This window comes from Pseudomonas sp. 1928-m, from assembly GCF_029269135.1.
GTDB lineage: Bacteria > Pseudomonadota > Gammaproteobacteria > Pseudomonadales > Pseudomonadaceae > Aquipseudomonas.
Genome location: NZ_JARIXO010000001.1, coordinates 630,177 through 646,073, shown reverse-complemented (window position 1 = coordinate 646,073; position 15,897 = coordinate 630,177). Strand labels below are relative to the sequence as shown.

At 63.0% G+C, this 15,897-nt stretch carries 16 protein-coding genes; 6 read left to right on the top strand and 10 right to left on the bottom strand.

The genetic code is table 11. The features are described 5' to 3' along the window. Window positions 1-47: 47 nt before the first annotated feature. Together thiS and P3C18_RS02885 are read right to left on the bottom strand one after the other, a co-directional pair. Window positions 48-248, bottom strand: a complete 201-nt coding sequence (thiS, locus tag P3C18_RS02890; RefSeq protein ID WP_275960366.1) for a sulfur carrier protein ThiS — start codon at window positions 246-248, stop codon at window positions 48-50. Between the two features lie 102 nt (window positions 249-350). Continuing rightward, window positions 351-737: a DUF423 domain-containing protein gene (locus P3C18_RS02885; protein ID WP_275960365.1), complete on the bottom strand. Its 387-nt coding sequence runs from the start codon at window positions 735-737 to the stop codon at window positions 351-353. A 67-nt stretch (window positions 738-804) separates the two neighbouring features. On the opposite strand from P3C18_RS02885, the gene mtgA reads away from it, so the two are divergent. Continuing rightward, entirely contained in the window at window positions 805-1,542 is a 738-nt protein-coding gene (mtgA, locus tag P3C18_RS02880; RefSeq protein WP_275960364.1) for a monofunctional biosynthetic peptidoglycan transglycosylase, read from the top strand. A gap of 1 nt (window position 1,543) precedes the next feature. On the opposite strand, the gene P3C18_RS02875 is transcribed toward mtgA, so the two are convergent. The 7 genes from P3C18_RS02875 to P3C18_RS02845 form a co-directional block, all read right to left on the bottom strand. After that, a complete protein-coding gene (locus tag P3C18_RS02875; protein WP_275960363.1) occupies window positions 1,544-2,155 on the bottom strand; it encodes a hypothetical protein in 612 nt (203 codons plus the stop codon). Window positions 2,156-2,214: 59 nt separating this feature from the next. Further along, window positions 2,215-3,069 carry an RNA polymerase sigma factor RpoH gene (rpoH, locus tag P3C18_RS02870; protein ID WP_167143438.1) on the bottom strand — a complete coding sequence of 285 codons (855 nt, stop codon included), beginning with the start codon at window positions 3,067-3,069 and terminating at the stop codon, window positions 2,215-2,217. A gap of 113 nt (window positions 3,070-3,182) precedes the next feature. Further along, window positions 3,183-4,202 carry a permease-like cell division protein FtsX gene (gene ftsX, locus P3C18_RS02865; protein ID WP_275960362.1) on the bottom strand — a complete coding sequence of 340 codons (1,020 nt, stop codon included), beginning with the start codon at window positions 4,200-4,202 and terminating at the stop codon, window positions 3,183-3,185. Then, entirely contained in the window at window positions 4,199-4,867 is a 669-nt protein-coding gene (gene ftsE, locus P3C18_RS02860; protein ID WP_090250172.1) for a cell division ATP-binding protein FtsE, read from the bottom strand. The genes ftsX and ftsE overlap by 4 nt, the downstream gene beginning before the upstream one ends. 1 nt (window position 4,868) lies before the next feature. Beyond that, a complete protein-coding gene (ftsY, locus tag P3C18_RS02855; RefSeq protein ID WP_275960361.1) occupies window positions 4,869-6,302 on the bottom strand; it encodes a signal recognition particle-docking protein FtsY in 1,434 nt (477 codons plus the stop codon). A 208-nt stretch (window positions 6,303-6,510) separates the two neighbouring features. After that, window positions 6,511-7,287, bottom strand: coding sequence for a TorF family putative porin (locus tag P3C18_RS02850; protein WP_275960360.1), 777 nt, complete (start codon window positions 7,285-7,287; stop codon window positions 6,511-6,513). 118 nt (window positions 7,288-7,405) lie between these two features. Further along, entirely contained in the window at window positions 7,406-9,148 is a 1,743-nt protein-coding gene (locus P3C18_RS02845) for an amidohydrolase (RefSeq protein ID WP_275960359.1), read from the bottom strand. Window positions 9,149-9,256: 108 nt separating this feature from the next. Here P3C18_RS02845 and P3C18_RS02840 point away from each other — a divergent pair, with 108 nt between their 5' ends. The 5 genes from P3C18_RS02840 to P3C18_RS02820 all read left to right on the top strand — a co-directional run bounded on the left by P3C18_RS02840 (window position 9,257) and on the right by P3C18_RS02820 (window position 15,018). Then, on the top strand, window positions 9,257-10,192 hold the full coding sequence (locus P3C18_RS02840) for a LysR family transcriptional regulator (protein ID WP_275960358.1): 936 nt from the start codon (window positions 9,257-9,259) through the stop codon (window positions 10,190-10,192). A gap of 266 nt (window positions 10,193-10,458) precedes the next feature. Then, entirely contained in the window at window positions 10,459-11,814 is a 1,356-nt protein-coding gene (locus tag P3C18_RS02835; protein WP_275960357.1) for a pitrilysin family protein, read from the top strand. Beyond that, window positions 11,807-13,288 (top strand): pitrilysin family protein, encoded by a 1,482-nt coding sequence (locus P3C18_RS02830; protein WP_275960356.1) that lies wholly within the window; start codon window positions 11,807-11,809, stop codon window positions 13,286-13,288. The genes P3C18_RS02835 and P3C18_RS02830 overlap by 8 nt, the downstream gene beginning before the upstream one ends. Next, window positions 13,288-13,896, top strand: a complete 609-nt coding sequence (rsmD, locus tag P3C18_RS02825) for a 16S rRNA (guanine(966)-N(2))-methyltransferase RsmD (protein ID WP_275960355.1) — start codon at window positions 13,288-13,290, stop codon at window positions 13,894-13,896. Before P3C18_RS02830 ends, rsmD begins: the two co-directional genes overlap by 1 nt. Window positions 13,897-14,022: 126 nt before the next feature. Continuing rightward, window positions 14,023-15,018, top strand: coding sequence for a hydrolase (locus P3C18_RS02820; protein ID WP_275960354.1), 996 nt, complete (start codon window positions 14,023-14,025; stop codon window positions 15,016-15,018). A 203-nt stretch (window positions 15,019-15,221) separates the two neighbouring features. Here P3C18_RS02820 and P3C18_RS02815 read toward each other — a convergent pair whose 3' ends face one another. Continuing rightward, on the bottom strand, window positions 15,222-15,881 hold the full coding sequence (locus P3C18_RS02815; protein WP_275960353.1) for a TetR/AcrR family transcriptional regulator: 660 nt from the start codon (window positions 15,879-15,881) through the stop codon (window positions 15,222-15,224). Between the last annotated feature and the right edge of the window lie 16 nt (window positions 15,882-15,897).

Genomic DNA, 15,897 nt, shown 5'->3' with positions numbered 1-15,897 from the left:
CGTGAAGGTGGGCGGCAGTCAGAACGCGATAAACCGATGAGCGGGGATCAACCACCGCCAATGGCGTGGACCACTTCAACCTGGTCACCCTCGCGCAAGGCGGTGGTGGCGTGCTGGCTGCGCGGCACGATATCCAGATTGAGTTCAACCGCCACGCGGCGTCCGGCCAGATCCAGACGGTCGATCAACCCGGCGACGGTGGCGCCGTCGGGCAATTCGAATGCTTCACCGTTTAACTGAATATGCATGACGGGTCGGTCACAACTGGGAAAAGGGCCGGCATTCTAGCCTGATCATGGGCGTTGACCAAGGCTGAAGGCTGCCGCTCGCCCTGCTTTCTGACTTACGAGTCAGGCGTTATGACGCCCACCAAGCTTCCAGGCCGCCGTGCCCAGGCACAGCCAGCCGGCAAGAAACGCCAAACCACCGAAAGGCGTGACCATGCCCAACGCACTGATGCCGCTCAAAGTCAGCGCATACAGACTGCCGGAGAACAGCACGATGCCCAGGGCAAACAGTGCGCCGGCGCAATTGACCAGCGGCGCTGGCCGCAGCAAGGCCAGCAGGCCGACGCCGAACAGCGCCAGGGCGTGAATCAGCTGGTAGTGAGTACCGGTCTGGAATACCGCGAGATAGGCTGGCGTCAGCTGGCTCTTCAGGCCATGCGCGGCAAAGGCACCGAGGGCAACACCGGTAAAACCGGCACAGGCAGACAGCAATAACCACAGACGAGCCATGCATCACTCCAGCTATAAAGACAGGGCTGGCTATAATGGCCGGCAAAATCACCCTGGCCAAGCACGCATGTTTCGATCCATCGCCCGTCGCCTGCTCAAACTCCTGCTCTGGCTGATCCTCGGCTCTATATTGCTGGTGCTGCTGTTTCGCTGGGTACCGCCACCCGGCACAGCGCTGATGGTCGAGCGCAAGGTCGAATCCTGGCTCATTGATCAGCCCATCGACCTGCAACGCAGCTGGCGGCCGTGGAGTGAACTGCCGGACGACCTGAAGATGGCAGTGATTGCCGGCGAAGATCAGAAGTTCGCCGAACACTGGGGATTCGATGTCGCGGCCATCCAGGCCGCCCTGGAGCACAATCAGCAAGGCGGCTCACTGCGCGGCGCCAGTACCCTCAGCCAGCAGGTGGCGAAGAATCTGTTTCTCTGGTCGGGGCGCAGCTGGCTGCGCAAAGGCATGGAAGTGTGGTTTACCGGCTTGATCGAACTGCTCTGGCCCAAGCAGCGGATTCTTGAGGTGTACTTAAACAGCGTCGAGTGGGGCGATGGCGTGTTCGGTGCCGAAGCAGCCGCGAAGCATCACTTCAAGGTCGGCGCACCTTACCTGTCGCGCCAGCAGAGCAGCCTGCTGGCCGCCGTGCTGCCCAACCCGCGCGAGTGGAGCGCCAGCCGCCCGAGTGCGCACATCAGCCGTCGGGCCAGCTGGATTCGCCAGCAGATGTGGCAACTGGGCGGCAGCCATTACCTCAACCGCCTGCAACCCAGCCGCCCCGAGTGGTGGCCGAGCTGGTTAAAGGGCGTTTAGCTCAGCGCTGTTTAAGCAGGCGCCGCGGCACGGCATAGAGGAAGTACAGCTCGTCGTCCTGCAGGTGTGCGGTCATGCCCAGCTCGGGATAGACCCAAGCCTGCCCTTCGGCCAGCTCCAGGGTCAGACGCGGTTGACCGATACTCGCGGCGAGTCGCGCAACATCCAGCGGCGCCGGTGGTAGCAAGGTCAGCGCAATAATCGGGCGATTGGCCAATGGCACCAGCAGCTGACTGCCCAGCGGCTGCTCCTTGTCCGTTGGTTTTAACCCTGCAGCGGCCAGCAAGCTCTCGCGCTCGGCCTTATCCAGACCGACTTCCGCCTCCAACGACCAATTGCCATCAGCATCCTGCAAGTCGCCGCGATACAGCAGGCGTGCGCCTTCCAGATTAGGCTGCAGCCATAGCTCACCATCCAGAGCGTCATGCAGATGCACCAGACTCAAGCGATCATCGGCCAGAGGCGTGAGCACTTTGGTTTGCCATTGCGCCAGCCAGGGCAGAGGCTGCGCAGCCGGCTGCGGGCGCATCAACCACGCACCCCAGGCAAAGAACAAGGCGGCGACCACGGCAAAGATCAGCCAGTGCTGCGGGCGTATGGGCGGTAATTTCACGGGCTTTTCCTTAGGCAGAAAAAAGCCGCACCTGGGTGCGGCTTCTGACAGTAGCGCGATTACGCGGCGATTGAGCCCTTGAGCTTGTTCATCGCGTTCTTTTCCAGCTGACGGATGCGCTCGGCCGAGACGTTGTACTTGGCAGCCAGGTCATGCAGCGTGGCTTTCTCTTCGGCCAGCCAGCGCTGATAAAGGATGTCACGGCTGCGCTCATCCAAACCTTCCAGCGCTTCGTGCAGATTGGCGGTGGAGCTGTCGCTCCAGTCGGAATCTTCCAGCTGACGCGCCGGGTCGTAGCGGTGGTCTTCCAGGTAATGCGCTGGCGACTGGAAGGCGCTTTCGTCGTCCGCTTCGGCAGCCGGATCGAAGGCCATATCATGGCCGGTCAAACGGCTTTCCATCTCGCGCACTTCACGCGGCTCAACGCCGAGGCTTGCGGCTACGGCATGCACTTCGTCGTTATTCAGCCAGGCCAGACGCTTCTTCTGGCTGCGCAGGTTGAAGAACAGCTTGCGCTGCGCCTTGGTGGTGGCGACTTTGACGATGCGCCAGTTTTTCAGGATGAACTCATGGATCTCGGCGCGAATCCAGTGCACGGCGAACGACACCAGGCGCACACCCATTTCCGGGTTGAAACGCTTGACCGCTTTCATCAGGCCGACGTTGCCTTCCTGAATCAGGTCGGCCTGGGCCAAGCCATAACCGGAGTAGCTGCGGGCGATATGCACAACAAAACGCAGGTGAGCCAGCACCATTTGCCGGGCGGCTTCGAGGTCTTGTTTGTAGAAGAGACTTTCCGCCAGCTCACGCTCCTGCTCGGGGGTCAACAGCGGGATGCCGTTTACCGCATGCACGTATGCCTCCAGGTTGGCACCCGGAACCAGAGCATGAACAGGTTGCAAAGAAGTGGACATTTGAATCCTCCGACTTACGAGATCGTGGAGCAGTCTAGCACTGCCCCATGGGACTTTATACCGGGGTACAAGTTCCCTTACACATAGTCAATATCAAGCAAAACAATAACTTACTATCTAGGGGCCAGTTCGCTCAAGTGCCGTGCGACCGCCAGCCAGGCGCCAATATAGCCCAACAGTACCGCGCCGAGCAGCAGGGATAGACCATCGGCTATCGGCACACCCGCCAGGGCGAAGTCGCTGCCATACAAACCGGCCAGGCGCACCACGGCGTCATTCAGCCAACCCAAGCCGTAAGCCAGCAGCAGCCAGGCCAGCAGCCCGGCGCCCAAACCGTACAGCGTGCCCATATAGAGGAAGGGCCGACGCACATAGCTGTCGGTGCCGCCGACCAGCTTGATCACTTCGATCTCGGTGCGGCGGTTCTCGATATGCAGACGAATGGTATTGCCGATCACCAGCAGCAGCGCCATCACCAGCAGCAGAGTCAGACCGAAGACGAAGCGCTCACCCAGCTTGAGCATGGCGCTCAGGCGCTCGACCCAGAGCAGATCCAGCTGCGCCTGCTGCACCCGTGGCAACTCGGCCAGGCGCAGGCGCAGTGCTTCCAGGGCGACCTTGTCGACTTGCTGCGGCGTTACCACGATCACTCCAGGCAACGGGTTGTCCGGCAGTTCTTTAAGCGCTTCGCCGAGGCCGGACTGCTGCTGGAACTCGGCCAGGGCCTGTTCGCGGCTGATCCACTCGGCCTCTTCCACATCGTCCATCTCGGCGATCTGCTCACGCAGCGCCTGGCCCTGAGCATCCGTGGCGTCGATCTGTAAAAACAAGGAAATCTGCGCCGCACGCTGCCAGGACACGCCCAGGCGCTCGACGTTATCCAGCAGCAGCGCCAGGCCCATGGGCAGACTGAGGGCCACGGCCATCACCAGGCAGGTAAAGAAGCTGCCAATCGGCTGTTTAGCCAAACGGCGCAGGCTGTCGACCAGGCTGGCGCGGTGGTTTTCCAGCCAGGCGTGCAGCTGGTGGGTAAAGCTTGGGCCGTCATCGCCCGGCGTTGGCGACTCGGATTTCTTCGGCGCGGCACCGACGCGTTGTGCGGGCTGCGGAGGCGGCATGCGGGTGGCGCTCATGCGGCCTCCCCGTCGCCGATCAGGCGGCCACGCTGCAGGGTCAGCATGCGGTGGCGCATGCGCGCGATCAGGGCCAGGTCGTGACTGGCGATCAGCACGGTGGTGCCCAGGCGGTTGATGTCTTCAAACACGCCCATGATCTCGGCCGCCAGGCGCGGGTCGAGGTTACCGGTGGGCTCATCCGCCAGCAGCAGGGCCGGACGATGCACGATGGCGCGGGCAATACCGACGCGCTGCTGCTGACCGGTGGACAGGTCGCCAGGGGACTGCTCGGCCTTGTCGGCCAGGGACACGCGCTCCAGCGCGGTGCGCACACGGGTGCCGATCTCATCCTTGGACAGGCCAAGAATCTGCAGCGGCAGCGCCACGTTGTCGAACACGCTACGGTCGAACAGCAGCTGATGGTTCTGGAAAACCACGCCGATCTGCCGACGCAGGAAGGGAATCTGCGCATTGGTGATATGCGACAAATCCTGCCCGGCCAGCAGCAGTTTGCCGCTGCTCGGCCGCTCCATCGCCAGCAGCAGGCGCAGCAAGGTGCTCTTGCCGGCGCCGGAATGCCCGGTGACGAAGAGAAACTCGCCACGGCGCACGTGGAAGCTCAGCTCGTGCAGCCCGATGTGGCCGTTGGCGTAGCGTTTACCGACCTGCTCGAACTTGATCATCCTATTTCTCCGCGAACAGCGCCTGAACGAAGGCCTCGGCCTCGAAGGTGCGCAGGTCATCAATGCCCTCACCCACCCCGATATAACGAATCGGCAAAGCAAACTGCTTGGCCAGGGCGAAGATCACCCCACCCTTGGCGGTGCCATCCAGCTTGGTCAGCGCCAAACCGGTGAGATTGACCGTCTGATTGAACTGCTTGGCCTGATTGATCGCGTTCTGCCCGGTGCCAGCATCCAGCACCAGCAGCACTTCGTGCGGCGCGGTGTCATCGAGCTTGCCGATCACCCGACGGACCTTCTTCAACTCTTCCATCAGGTTGTCTTTGGTATGCAGGCGCCCGGCGGTGTCGGCGATCAGCACGTCCATGCCGCGCGACTTGGCCGCCTGCACGGCATCGAAAATCACCGACGCGGAATCCGCGCCGGTGTGTTGGGCGATGACCGCAATCTGGTTGCGCTCGCCCCACACCTGCAACTGCTCCACGGCGGCAGCGCGGAAGGTATCGCCGGCGGCGAGCATGACCTTCTTGCCGTCCTGCTGGAGTTTTTTCGCCAGTTTGCCGATGGTGGTGGTTTTGCCCGCGCCGTTAACGCCGACCACCAGAATCACATAGGGCTGTTTGCTGCTGTCGATTTTCAACGGCTGTTCGACCGGTTTTAGCAGCGCCACCAGCTCATCTTGCAGGGCCTTGTACAACGCACCGCTGTCGGCCAGCTCCTTGCGCGCGACACGCTTGGTCAGGTTGCCGATGATCGCGGTGGTGGCCTCGACGCCCACGTCAGCGGTCAACAGGCGGGTTTCCAAGTCTTCGAGCAGGTCATCGTCGATAACCTTTTTGCCGAGAAACAGGCTGGCCATGCCCTCGCCAAGGCTGGCACTGGTTTTCGACAGGCCCTGCTTGAGGCGTTCGAGAAAGCCAGCGCGGCTTTCCTCGGCGCTTTTGACCGGCGCAGCGGCTGGCTGCACGGCAGCAGGCTCGGCCGCAGGCGGCTCGATAACCACTTCAACCGGTGCGGGCACTTCAATATGCGCGTGCAGCACTTCGCTGCCGGCATTGATACGGAAACGCGACGGGCGTGGCTGTGGATTGGCTTCGCTGGCGTCAACCGGCGCGGGCATGGCAGCGGCCTGCTCAACCGGAGCGACCGGAGCGACCGGAGCAGGCTGCGACTCAGCAACGACCTCAGCGGTAATAACCGGCTCTACGACTGGCGCAGCGACTTCGCTTACCGGCGCAACGGGCGCAGGTGCGGGTTCGGCAACAGTCGGAACAACAGGCTGCTCGCTAACCGGAGTTGGTTGCGGCTCAGGGCTGGCCGGTGCTTGTGGCTTCTTGCGCAGCCAGCCGAACAGGTCTTTCTTCTCCGCAGGCTTCTCGGCAGAGGCCGGCGCAGAAGGCGCGGGAGTGTTTTTGTCGTCGTTGGAACCAAACATGGAGGACGGCTATCTCGAAAGGTGCGACACGCCGGTACAAGGCTCAGAAAGTATTACCCACGCAGCGCAACAGAGCTGAAGAGTGTGCGCAGTAATACCCGGATGCCCCAGCAGACACGGCCGCCAGTAAAACGGATGCGTATCCTAGCACCTCCGCGCCCGCCGGCGCTAAGACCAAGCGGGCGCGTCCGACAGCTTGTACTGCCGTTTAGAAGGTCTTGCTGGCGCTGGCGACCAGGGTCGGCCCGCACAGGTCGTCATAACCCATAAAGCTTGCACACTCACTTTTCGACAGGTCGGTGTCGATGTAGCTCAGGCCCCAGGTCACGCCAACAAAATCGCGGTTCAGCTTGACCTCCCAGTTGCGGTATTGCGCACGGCCCTGCTCCTCGTTGCGGAAAAACACCTCGTCCTTGTAATCGACGTATTCGTAGCGCACCTCCAGGCCGACTTCGCCCGGTAGCTGAGTGCGGTAGCCGATCAGGAACGAGGCCAGGTCTTCATCCTTGTCGCCTTTATAGAAATTACCTTCTTCATCCCAGGCGTCAGGGCCTTTGATATTGCTGACGTACTTGGCGCCCAGCAGCACGCCATAGACATCCAGCAGGGCCTGCACATCGCTCTGGTTGTAATCGCTTTCACGGGGGAAATCGTACCGGGTGTAGTAGGTGTCGAGGCTGATGTTCTCGCTGATCTGCCAGTAGTAACCGGCGTAATACTCCAGTTCCTGGCGGGTTTTCGAGTCGAAGCCGAAGTCGACGCTGGAGGTCCACACCCCGGCGTACATACCACTGACGTGACTGAGCACAAGATTCAGCTGGGCCGCCGGATCGCCCTGGGTTTGCGAAAGCCCACTGGCACGGTAGTCGCTGACAATCGCTGGGGTGACGTCGAGGCGAAACTGCTGATTCAGCTCGAACGCCTGAACGCAGCTCAGTGGGACCAGGACAAGGCTGCTGAGAAACACGGTGGGTAAGGAGCGCATACGAATCTTCCTGTTTTTATAGGTGTGGGCAGATGCGACAAAGCAGCGCCAAGCCCCGCGCGGTACGCGGAGCAGGGTGGCTGTGAATTGTTATGGGTAAGACGGGGCTGGAACGGGCTCAGGCCTCGCTGGCGTAAACCTGCTTGCCGGCGAAGAAGGTGCGCAGCACCTGGGTGTCGAACAGCTCTTCATCGCTGACCTTGAACACATCGCGGTCGAGGACGATCAGGTCAGCCTGCTTGCCGGGCGCCAGCGAGCCAATCTGCTTGTCCAGGCGCAGCGCCTTGGCGGCATTCAGGGTGTAGGCCTGGAACATGCTTTCGCGGTCGATGCTTTCCTTGGCATTCAGCACGCCCATCGGGCCCTTGCGGGTGCTGGCCTGGGCGATGGCATTCCACGGATTGGGGCTGGATACCGGCCAGTCGCTGGCACCGGCGATGGTCGCACCGGCCTGGTGCAGCGAACGTGCGGGGTATTGGTACTGATAGGCGGCGGCGCTGACGTAGGGTTTGACCAGCTCCTCGGTGTAAGTCTCGGCGGTGGCCCAAAGCAGCTGCATCGAGGCGATCACGCCAAGCTGCTTGAAGCGCGCAAACTCCTTGGGATTGACCAGCTGCAGGTGGCTGATGCTGTGTGGCACTAGCGCCGGCTTGAGCGAGCGGGCGTATTCGAAGCCATTCAGCGCCTCACGCACCGCGCGGTCGCCGACCGCATGCACATGCATGATCCAGCCGCGCTGCTCAGCCGCCACCGCCAATTGGCCGAAGTGCTTCGGATCGATCAGCAGCTCGCCGCGCTTGAGGCTGTTCTTGAATGGGTCGATCACCGCAGCGGTCTGGCCGGGGAACTCCATCACGCCGTCGGCAAAGATCTTGATCCCTGGGAACGTCAGGTTCGGCACACCCTGGAATTGCTGCATAACCTTGCCCAACACTTCGAGATCGGCCGGCGTGCTCTGCGGATGGGTGATCAGCAGCGCCGCAACGTGGGCGCTCAGCTCACCGCTCTCGGCCAGCTTGCGGTACAGCGGCAGTACGCCAACATCCTGCTCGGTGGGGCGCATTTCGAACAGCGAATCGCCGCTGCCGGCATTGGACGCCGCGTCCATCCAGGCGGTAACGCCGACCTGGTTATTGACCTTCACTGCCTCACGCGCTGCGTTGAGCATCACCGCTTCGGTGGGCGCAGGCAGTTGGCTGCGCACCCGATCCCAGCCGTTTTCCGCCAGGTAGCCGTTGGGGGTGAAGTCGGCGGCATGGCCGATATAGTTGCGTTCCTTCTCCGGCAGGCTTTTTACCAGCGCCGCGTCGATCTTCACCCGCGCGAGCATGGCGTTGTTGGCCCAGCCGGTATGGCCGTCGATGCCATTCAGCACCACCGGCTGATCGGCCCAGCGGCCCTGGTTGAAGATCTTGCCCAGCCCCGCGCTCTGCTCCCAATAGCCCGAGCTGGCGCCGGAGATGACGATGATATCGCCCACCCGCGCTGCGCCGGCCTGATCCTGGGCGATGATCCACTGCTCCAGCTCGGCCAGCGGCTTCACTTCGTCATACAGGTTGGAGCCCATGCTGTCGTAGGCCGCCACCACCGGGTGGCTGTGGGTGTCGATCATGCCCGGCATCAGCACCTTGCCGGCCAGGTCGATCAGCTGCGTATCGGCATCGGCCAGGGCCTTGATCTCGGCATTGCTGCCCACCTTGAGGATCTTGCCATCGGCCACGGCGACCGCTTGCGCCAAAGGTTGACCGGGTTCGGCGGTGTACACCTTGCCGTTAAATAGCAGCAGGTCGGCGGCAGCCATGGCTTCCATCGAGGAAAAAGCCATGGCTGCGGCCAACAGGCTTGGAATAAATCGTTGCATTGCCTTAGCCTCTTGTTCTTATAGGATTCGCCGCGAGACTAGCGCCTGGCGCAGCGGTGCAGAACCGCAGTACCAAGCAAAACGCTTTTGCCAAACAGGAAAAACTATATGGACAAGCTCAGCGCCCTGAGCATGTTTGTCGCCACCGCCGAGCACGGCAGTTTTAGCCGTGCCGCCGAGCAACTGGGCAAGACGCCTTCGGCCCTGACCAAGGCGGTCAGCCATCTGGAAGCCGAACTGGGCGCGCAACTGTTCGAGCGCAGCACCCGCCGCACCGCGCTGACCGAGGCCGGGCGGCTCTATCTGGATACCGCGCGCCAGGTGCTACAACGCCTGCACGATGCTGGTGAGGAAATCGGCCAGCTCAAGCACGGCCTACATGGCAACCTGCGTCTGACCGCGCCGCTGGGTTTTGGCCGGGCGTTTCTCGATGAGGCTTGTGGCGGTTTTCTCGCCGCCAATCCGCAGATACGCCTGAGGGTGGACCTGAGCGACGCCTTTGTCGATCTGGTCGAAGGTGGTTATGACCTGGCCCTGCGCGAGGGCCGCAGTGACCTGCCGGGGCTGATCGCCAAACCCCTGGGGCACAATCGCATCGTGCTATGCGCCAGCCCGGCTTACCTGGTCGCCAACCCGACGCCGGTGCGCCCCGAGCACTTCGCCAAGCACCAGTGGCTGCTCTACCGCCACCCATCGCTGGACCAGCATTTCTGGTGGCTGGCGCAAAACGGCGTGCGCCTGCGCGTCCCGGTGCCTAATGCCCGCCTGGAAAGCGACAACTACGACCTGCTGCTGAGCAATACCCTGAGCGGCGCCGGTCTGTATGGCTGCCCGACCTGGAGCGTGCAGCCGTATCTGGACAGCGGCCAACTGATGCAGGTGATGAGCGAATATGACTTCGACCCGGACGCCTTCGGCCCACTGATCCTCGCCGTATACCCCAGCCATCGGCGCGCCACGCGCAAGGTGCAGGCCTTCATCGACTACCTGGCGGCGTTTCTCGACGCCCGCGGGCTGGGCCTCAATTCCGCCGCCGAGACCTAAATAATAGCCACGGAGCAGGCGGAACCGGCCCACAGCGGCAAGGTCTCACGGTTCTGTTGCACGCCGCTTGCCGTTAGAATCCGCCCCTGCCTGAGCCGCCCGAGAGGCCGAGGCTATGCAGATCACAAACAGGTTCTATGGATTGACTGCCGCAACACGCCATACTCTGCCGCAGGTTTTGCCCAACACCTCATACCTGCGCCTCACAGCGTGCCGAGTCGCCCTCCGCGCCACGGCAACATGTCATTTACGGTGAACAGACTCCCATGCCAACGCTTGCCCATCGTGTCGCCGCCCTATGTTTCGGCGTGCTCTTTACCCCACTGCTGGCTCTGGCCGCCGAGCCGCAACCCACCCACGAATTCAGCCTGGACAATGGCCTCAAAGTCATCGTGCGCGAAGACCATCGCGCGCCGGTGGTGGTCAGCCAGCTCTGGTACAAGGTCGGCTCCAGCTACGAGACGCCCGGCCAGACCGGCCTGTCCCACGCCCTCGAACACATGATGTTCAAGGGCAGCCGCAAACTCGGCCCAGGTGAAGCCTCGCGCATCCTGCGTGAACTGGGCGCCGAGGAAAACGCCTTCACCAGCGACGATTACACCGCCTACTACCAGGTGCTGGCCCGCGACCGCCTGGCCATCGCCCTGGAGCTGGAAGCCGACCGCCTGGCCAGCCTCAAGCTGCCAGCCGATGAGTTCGCCAAGGAAATCGAGGTGATCAAGGAAGAGCGCCGCCTGCGCACCGACGACAAACCGTCGAGCCTGGCCTATGAGCGCTTCAAGGCCATGGCCTACCCCGCCAGCGGTTACCACACCCCGACCATTGGCTGGATGGCCGACCTCGAGCGCATGACCGTCGAGGAGCTGCGCGCCTGGTACGAAGCCTGGTACGCGCCAAACAACGCCACCCTGGTGGTGGTCGGTGATGTCAGCGTCGCCGAGGTGAAGATCCTTGCCGAGCGTTATTTTGGCGCCATCCCCAAGCGCACTGTGCCCACGGCAAAAGCGCCGCGTGAGCTGGCCGCACCGGGCGAGCGACGCATCACCCTGCACCTGAAAACCCAGCTGCCGAGCCTGATGATGGGTTTCAACGTGCCAGGCCTGGCCACCGCCGAACAGCCGCGCCAGGTGCATGCCCTGCGCCTAGCCGCCGCCCTGCTCGATGGCGGCTACAGCGCCCGCCTGCCGACACGCCTGGAACGTGGCGAGGAACTGGTCTCCGGCGCATCGGCCTGGTACGACGGATTCTCCCGCGGCGACAGCCTGTTCATCCTGTCCGCCACGCCCAATGTACAGACCGGGAAAAACCTGGAGCAGGTCGAAGCCGGCCTGTGGCGTGAGCTGGAGGATTTGAAAAACACCCCGCCGAGCGCCGAAGAGCTGGCCCGCGTGCGTGCACAAGTGATCGCCGGTTTGGTCTACGAGCGCGACTCGATCACCAGCCAGGCCACCGCCATCGGCCAACTGGAAACCGTCGGCCTGTCGTGGACGCTGATCGATCAGGAACTGGCCGAACTGGAAGCCGTCACCCCGGCGGATATCCAGCAGGCCGCCAGCACCTTCTTTACCCGCGACCACCTGAGCGTCGCCCATGTTCTGCCTGAGGAGAAGCGCAATGAGTGAGCGCAATGGCCTGCGCTACGGCCTGCTCGGCCTGGCGCTACTGATATTGATGGCGCTGCTGGCCCTGGTGATCAACCGCCCGGAAAGCAGCCCAACCCCCGCTCCGGCCGCCGAATCGAACAGCATCGAATCCCTGGCCGCTCTGGGCGATCAGCCACCCAGCCGCCGCGATCTGAATATCCAGACCTGGCAAACCGCCGAAGGCGCCAAGGTGCTGTTCGTCGAAGCCCGCGAGCTGCCGATGTTCGACCTGCAACTGACCTTTGCCGCCGGCAGCAGCCATGACGACGGAACCGCCGGCCTGGCCATGCTGACCAACGCCATGCTCAATGAGGGCGTACCGGGCAAGGATGTCGGCGCAATCGCCGCCGGCTTCGAAAACCTCGGTGCCAACTTCGGCAACGGCGCGTTCCGCGACATGGCCATCGCCAGCCTGCGCAGCCTCAGTGCTGCGGACAAGCGCGAGCCGGCCATGCAGCTGTTCAATCAGGTGCTCGGCCAGCCGACCTTCCCCGACGACGCCCTGGCGCGGATCAAGAATCAGCTGTTGGCCGGCTTCGAATACCAGAAGCAGAACCCCGGCAAGCTGGCCAGCCTGGCGCTGTTCGAGCGGCTGTACGGCACGCATCCCTACGCGCACTCCAGTGACGGCAATGCCGAGTCGATCCCGGCCATCAGCCGTGAGCAGCTGCAGGCCTTCCACGCCAAGGCTTACACCGCCAATAACGCGATTATCGCGCTGGTCGGCGACCTCTCGCGCAGCGACGCCGATGCCCTGGCCAGCCAGGTGTCCGCCGCCCTGCCGAAAGGCCCGGCGCTGCCGCGTATCGCCCAGCCGGAAGTGCCCAAGCCGGGCCTGCAACATATCGAGTTCCCTTCGAACCAGACCCACCTGATGATTGCCCAGCTCGGCATCGACCGTCGCGACCCGGACTACGCCGCGCTCTACCTGGGCAACCAGGTATTCGGCGGCGGTGGTTTCGGCACCCGCCTGATGACCGAAGTACGCGAGAAGCGCGGCCTGACCTATGGCGTCTACTCCGGCTTCAGCGCCATGCAGGCGCGCGGCCCCTTTATGATCAACCTGCAAACCCGCGCCGAACTCAGCGACGGCACCCTGCAACTGGTCAAAAGCATGCTCGCCGACTTCATCAGCAACGGCCCGACTGCAGAAGAGCTGAACAACGCCAAGCGCGAGCTGGCCGGCAGCTTCCCGCTGTCCACCGCGAGCAATGCCGCCATCGTCGGCCAGCTCGGCTCCATGGGTTTCTATGACCTGCCGTTGAGCTACCTGGAAGACTTTATGCGCGACGTCGAGGCGCTGAGCGTGGAACAGGTCAAGGCCGCCATGGCCAAGCACCTCAACCCGGACGCCCTGGTGATCGTCACCGCCGGCCCGAGCGTGGCGCAGAAAGAACTGCCGCCGCCCACCGACAACCCAGCCGAGCAACCTACTGGCGTCCCGGAGCACTGATGAGCAAGCGACCTAAGCCGCCGAAAGCCAACCCCGCCCATAGCGGCGATGGCCAACTGCGGATCATCGGCGGGCAATGGCGCTCGCGCCAGTTCAACTTCCCCATGGCTGCCGGCTTGCGGCCGACGCCAAACCGCGTACGGGAAACCCTGTTCAACTGGCTTGCGCCCTATGTCGAGGGCGCCAAGGTGCTCGACCTATTCGCTGGCAGCGGCGCGCTGTTTCTTGAAGCCCTGTCGCGCGGTGCCGGCAGCGCCCTGGCCCTGGACCTCAATCCAACCGCCATCGCCAGCTTGCGCGGCCACCTGCAAACGCTGAAGTGCGACAACGGCCAGCTGCAGCAAACCGACGCCCTGCTCTACCTGCAGAGCCCGGCTGCAACGCCGTTCGATCTGGTATTTCTCGACCCGCCGTTCAACCAGAACCTGCTGCTCCCTGCCTGCACCCTGCTCGAGCAGAACGGCTGGCTGGCGGCCGACGCCTGGGTCTACACCGAAAGCGAGAACTCACCCTCCAGCCTCGGCATGCCCGGCAACTGGCGCCTGCACCGTGAGCAGAAGGCCGGCCAGGTGTACTACGCGCTATGGCAGCGCACAGTCGCAGCCTGAGGCAAACTCCGGGCTTCACGTCGTGAAGCCCAACCTCGGTCAGGTTCTGTTATTCGCCCCACTCATTTAACTTCCGTTTCACCGCCTCAGGCCCTAGCCTGAGCGCTTTCCCAATCGATATTTGTCATGCAAACGTCCTTCAAGCCCGCCTGGTGGCTACCCGGCCCGCATCTGCAAACCCTGTGGAACCCGATGTGTCGCCAGCCGGCGAAACTTGAGCGCACGCGCGAACGGCTATGGCTCGAGGATGGCGACTTTCTCGATCTGGACTGGCACGGTCCGCACCAAGCCGACGCACCGCTGGTGCTGGTGCTACACGGCCTGACGGGTTCATCCGACTCGCTGTATGTGCTGGGTTTGCAGCAGAAACTGGCGGCCCAGGGCTGGGCCAGCGTGGCGTTGAACTGGCGCGGCTGTTCGGGCGAGCCGAACCTGCTGGCCCGTGGTTACCACTCCGGCGCCAGCGAGGACCTGGCGGAAACCGTGCGCCACCTGCGCGCCCAACGACCGATGGCGCCGATCTATGCCGTGGGTTATTCCCTGGGCGGCAATGTGCTGCTCAAGTACCTGGGGGAAAGCGGCGCAGAGAGTCAGTTGCAGGGCGCTGCGGCGGTGTCGGTGCCGTTTCGTCTGGATCAGTGCGCCGACCGCATCGGCATGGGCTTTTCCAGGGTCTACCAGAGCCACTTTATGCGCGAGATGGTGGCCTACGTGAAGGACAAACAGCGCTTGTTTGCTCACCAGGGCATGGCCGACCGCCTGTCCACCCTGGAGAAACTCGGCCCGCTGGACAATATGCGTACCTTCTGGGATTTCGACGGGCGCATCACCGCGCCGCTGCATGGCTATGCCGATGCCGAGGACTACTACCGCCGCGCCTCCAGCCGCTACTTCCTCGGCCAGATCGAGACGCCGACGCTGATTATCCAGGCCGCCGACGACCCCTTTGTGTTCCCGCACAGCCTGCCCGAAGCCAGCGAACTGTCGCCCAGCATCGAATTCGAACTGCACGCCCACGGCGGGCATGTCGGCTTTGTCGAAGGCAGCCTGACCAAACCAAGTTACTACCTGGAACGGCGTATTCCGCAGTGGCTGACCGAGCAGGCCGCGAAACTCCTCTAGGGTGGATGACGCTCTTATCATCCACCAATAGGGCAGGTGATATTCGAGTGGTTGTGTAGGTGACGGCGGGCAAGCTTCGCGTTGCCCACCCTACGACTGAAACAACAACTCAACCCACAGCCCGGATAAGCGCAGCGCAATTCGGGACAGTAACCCCGGATTGCGCCCAGGCTTACCCGGGCTACTGACTTGGCGAGTCGTTCTTAGATCACCTGCTCCAGCGGCACATGCAGCTTGGCGTACAGCGCCTCTACCGCCTCGCGCGCTTGCGGGGCGATATAGCCGCCTTCCAGCGTCAGCACCTGGTAGATGCCACGGCGCAGCATCTCTTGGCTGAGGTCGCCGGGATTGCCGCGAGTGGTGCAGAGAAAGCGCACCCAGGAGGTCATGATGATCCAGCTGTTGAGGGTCAGCGCCTCGATCTGCGGCGCATTCATCAACAGGATGCCGGCCTCGACAAAGCCCTGATAAATCTCCTGTGCACGCTGCAGACAGCGCTGCGAGAACAGCTTGTAGCGCTCAGCCAGCTCAGCGTCACTGTCGAGCAGGTGTTCCAGATCGCGGTGCAGAAAGCGGTAATGCCACATCGCGGCGAGCAACGCTTCCAGATAGAAGGTTTTGTCCTGCACCGTCAGCGCGCGGCCTTCGGGGCGACGCAGAAAGGTATCCACCTGGCTTTCGTAGAGGGCAAACAGCTCGGCGATGATCGCCTGCTTGTTGCGGAAGTGGTAGTACAGGTTGCCCGGCGAAATCCCCAGGTGCGCGGCGATATGGTTGGTGGTGACGCTGCGCTCGCCCTGGGCGTTAAACAGCGCCAGGCTCTCCTGAATGATGCGTTCGCGGGTTTTCAGTGGGGCTGACATAACGACTCGTTCTCGG